The organism is Micromonospora sp. KC207 (genome assembly GCF_004348615.1).
In the GTDB taxonomy this organism is placed as follows: domain Bacteria; phylum Actinomycetota; class Actinomycetes; order Mycobacteriales; family Micromonosporaceae; genus Micromonospora.
Window position 1 is genome coordinate 1 of record NZ_SMKJ01000447.1, and the last position, 3,586, is coordinate 3,586.

Annotated in this window: 5 protein-coding genes and 1 pseudogene; 4 read left to right on the forward strand and 2 right to left on the reverse strand. The window is 67.0% G+C overall.

Features of this window, described 5'->3' with window-relative positions; all coding sequences use genetic code 11:
* Positions 1-256 (reverse strand): annotated as a pseudogene (locus tag E1258_RS30995) (hypothetical protein); the annotation flags it as partial.
* A gap of 154 nt (positions 257-410) precedes the next feature.
* On the opposite strand from E1258_RS30995, the gene E1258_RS35275 reads away from it, so the two are divergent.
* From E1258_RS35275 to E1258_RS31010, 3 genes are all read left to right on the forward strand, one after another.
* Positions 411-608: a hypothetical protein gene (locus E1258_RS35275; protein WP_243715798.1), complete on the forward strand. Its 198-nt coding sequence runs from the start codon at positions 411-413 to the stop codon at positions 606-608.
* Between the two features lie 424 nt (positions 609-1,032).
* Positions 1,033-1,230, forward strand: a complete 198-nt coding sequence (locus E1258_RS31005) for a hypothetical protein (protein WP_132407348.1) — start codon at positions 1,033-1,035, stop codon at positions 1,228-1,230.
* Positions 1,227-1,631, forward strand: coding sequence for a type II toxin-antitoxin system VapC family toxin (locus E1258_RS31010; protein ID WP_132407349.1), 405 nt, complete (start codon positions 1,227-1,229; stop codon positions 1,629-1,631). Before E1258_RS31005 ends, E1258_RS31010 begins: the two co-directional genes overlap by 4 nt.
* A gap of 346 nt (positions 1,632-1,977) precedes the next feature.
* On the opposite strand, the gene E1258_RS31015 is transcribed toward E1258_RS31010, so the two are convergent.
* Complete coding sequence (locus tag E1258_RS31015; RefSeq protein ID WP_132407350.1) at positions 1,978-2,217, reverse strand: hypothetical protein; 240 nt, start codon at positions 2,215-2,217, stop codon at positions 1,978-1,980.
* 268 nt (positions 2,218-2,485) lie between these two features.
* Here E1258_RS31015 and E1258_RS31020 point away from each other — a divergent pair, with 268 nt between their 5' ends.
* Entirely contained in the window at positions 2,486-2,953 is a 468-nt protein-coding gene (locus tag E1258_RS31020; protein ID WP_132407351.1) for a hypothetical protein, read from the forward strand.
* The last annotated feature ends 633 nt before the right edge of the window (positions 2,954-3,586 follow it).

The following is a 3,586-nucleotide window of genomic DNA, read 5'->3' on the forward strand; positions in this document are numbered from 1 at the left end:
GGTGTAGGGCATGCGCAGGTAGGCGCAGATCACCTCGACGAGGCTCTGCCGGGGCGGGGTTGTCGTGGGCGAGGCGTTCCAGGGCATACAGGCCCGCGAGGCGGACCGGGGCCTTGTCCGAGCCGAGCTGGTCGGCGGCCTTGACGTACAACTCGGTGACGCGCTTCTCCCCAGCGTCGTACTCGGTCGCCTGCTGGTTGCGCTCGGCCAGTTGCTGCCGGCGGAACGCCAGCAGCAACGCGAACGCGGCGGTCACCGGAGCTGGTGGCGATCCTGCGAGCGCACGTCGACCGGTTCGGGGTAGGCACCGACGGGCGGCTGTTTCGTAGCGACCGGGGCAACATCGTGGCGTCCTCGACGTACTCCCGGGTCTGGGAAGGGGCGCGGGCGCTGAATTTGACCCCGACCGGGTGGCCTCTCCCCTGGCCGGGCGGCCCTACGACCTGCGACACGCAAGGGTGTCACTCTGGCTCAACGCCGGGCTGCCGGCACCCGAGGTGGCGCAGCGGGCCGGTCACTCGGTGGACGTGCTGCTCAAGGTGTACGCCAAGTGCCTCGACGGGGACCGTAGCCGGATGAACGAGCGGATCGAGGCGGCGTTGCGCTGATGATTGCCGGTAGCGTGGGAGAGGCCGTGGCGGGCGCTGCGGCCTCGCTGCCGTTCGCGGCTTTGACCTGCGAAAACGGGAGCCCTGAGACGGCCAAGATCATCACACGGACGGCTGAAAACAGCGGGCTTCGGGTGGCGTCCGGCCGCATAGGCCGACCGATCGGTGCGGGAGCGTATCCGCTGTTCAGGTGGCGTTTTGCTGATCTTCGAGGTGCCCCCGGCAGGATTCGAACCTGCGACACACGGTTTAGGAATGGAGTACGGGCCGGGTCACCTCCGGGCCTCTGACCTGCACCGACCGGCTCGGCCGCAGTCATCGTCGCCAAGACCGATCCGTGAATAGTCCGCGCCGTAGATGACGGGGGCCAAGCTCTCTGCGTGAGAGAATGAGAGCCGCAGTGAGCAGGAGGGGGCGAGCCGCGATGTCGAGCAACGCCGAGAGTATGCCCGAGTGGCCGACCGCTGAACACGTACCGGCGGCGGAGCTCGCGCGTCGCCAGGGTGTCCGCCCGGTCGCCTCCGTCGACGACCTCGCACGGCCGGACCTGTTCGAGTCCGACGACGAGCTGGACGATTTTCTCGCCGACCTGTACGCATCCCGGCGGGCCGGCGCCGCGTGAGCCTGGTAGTCCTGGACACCGACGTCGCGTCGGCCATCCTGCGCGGTCGGCTGCACGACCGGCTCCGCGCCCGCCTGGCCGGTAAGACCCCGTGCATCACCTTCGTCACGCTCGGGGAACTGACCAAGTGGACCGCGCTACGGAGCTGGGGGCCACGCAAGCTGGCTGACCTCGCGCAGTGGCGCTCCGGCGTTGTACTGCTGCCCTTCGACGAGGCGGTGGCGACGACCTGGGGGCACCTCCAGGCGCGGGCGCAGCATCGCGGGCGGCCCCGGCCGACGAACGACTCCTGGATCGCGGCCTGCTGCCTCGTCGACCGGCTACCACTGGCGACCTTCAACGGCAAGGACTACGCCGACTTCGCCGAGTACGACGGCCTCCGCCTCTTCGACGTCTCCTAGCTTTCGGCAACCCCTGGCCGCGGCTGTCCAGCCTCGTACGGTTTAGGAAGGCGACAGCGGCAGTGCGACCACTGTGGCCGTGACCTGGGCGGGCCGAATGCTCACCGGCTCCGCACGACAAGGTCATTGCACGTACTCTGCACGAGGCGCTGCGGCCGCCCGAGGACGGCCGGAGGCCGCCCGCAGGGTAGTCCGCAAGCGCGACTTCTACCCCTGCCTTGCAAAGATCAAGACTGCTGTCGGTCGACGTCGGTGACCGTCGCTGACCTGCCTGCCGTGTCGCCTTCGGTCGGCCTCAGACCGCGCATGTCGGCCGGCTTGGCTGTACAGATGGCTGTACGTCACGTCACGTCGGGTCGCGAAGCCGCGTTCGCGCCTGGTCATTCAGTTCTCGGTACCCGGACGAGACCGGCTCGGGCAACTCTCGTTCGAGTAGGCAGGTCAGGTTCCACAGCACGCGCTGTTCGGCCTGGTCCTCAACGAGGTCTGCAAAGTCACTGGTGCGCTCATCAGTCCGGTTAAGCCACTGGAACAGGACCAGCGCCTCGTCATGGCTCAGCCGGACGACCACCTCGCGCTCCTCCACGGCAGGGAGCCTACGGCCAGCGACATTATGGGGTCGACCGCTCACGCCACCAGGAGCAGCGACCTACGCATTACGAGATCAAAATGCCCACCCCGCCGACCTGGGCACATGGGGGCCTAGCAGCGGAAACGCCTCTCGACATCTCACACCACTCCCCCGCCGTCCGTCGACCTCTTGGGGACCAGATGCGGACCGCTCGCGTGAGGAGACGAACGGCCGAGGCAACCACAGCGTCCGCCTCACCCTGACGGCTTGGCAGACTGACCCCGTGACGAATGAGCACGGCCACGACGGACCCGACACCAACCAGCTGCCCCGGACACCAACTCTGCACTTCGCGAGGCAGTTGGCAAAGGAGTTGGCAGGGGTGGCGACTGTAAAGGTCGACAGCATCGAGGGCGGGATATCGGTGGACGTCACACCACGTAACCCCGATGCTCGTGCCTTCGGATGGATGGACTTCTCCGAAGAACTCATCCTTGGGGTCGGGGACTACGGCGGCCGATGGGAACTGGAAGCCGGCCCTGAAGACGTCGCCCTGCTCGAAGACATCGCACGCTCGGTAGTCGCCGGCAGGGTCCGGGAGGTGTTCGCTCCAGGCCGCTCGGCCGTCTCGGTCACGCTCGCCGATGGATCCGTGGAGACCGAAATCGGAGGCGAAGCGCCGGCCGGCTGCCTGCCGCTACCCTTCTGGCGGCGTTGGTCCCGCAGCGTCCAGTACGCCCCCTACAAGTAACCCAGTGTGAGCGTCAGTTTGGAAGAGCGTGCTCAAGCGGTCGTGATGTCCGAAACGCCTGCGTCCGGCGGCGGAGCTGCTTGCCCCTCGTGCCCGCTCATAACCGCTGTGGGCCACGCTTACTGGCCCATGAATGGCCCACAGCACCTCGCCACCTGCCCGGCCTAAGGTGATGCAGATGAACGTCATCCCAACCCGCCTGGCCTTGGAAGTCATCCGTGACGGTGGCGGTCGGTGGGATACGCGGACGATCGATCTCGAACTCGGAAGGCGAGGCGCTCACATCGAGAGCGGCATCCTCGCGGATCTCCGTCGGCTCGCAGAGCGGGACTTGATTCGGGAAGACAACGCCGCCACGCATGGGACTGGCTCTCGGTGGCGTCTTACGGACCTCGGCGCAGCCTGGCTTGAATCGGGTTCGGAACAGGGCGGGTGACCTGCTACGGCGCGTAAACCCGTTCCTCTGCCTCAAGCCCATCTCCGCCGTGAGTCCGCACCTGGTGGAACCCTGTCTGTCAGGGTGAGTTGAGGCCAGCGGTTCATAGCAAGTCCGCCGGACAGGGCGAGTTCAGGATCGAGAAGCGTTGAATACTGCTGTAGACGTCGTGACGGCCCAGGATGGGGTCATGAGTC

Coding starts and splice junctions, on each gene's coding strand:
- E1258_RS31005 (WP_132407348.1), top strand. CDS start 1,033: ATGTCGAGCAACGCCGAGAGTATGCCCGAGTGGCCGACCGCTGAACAC.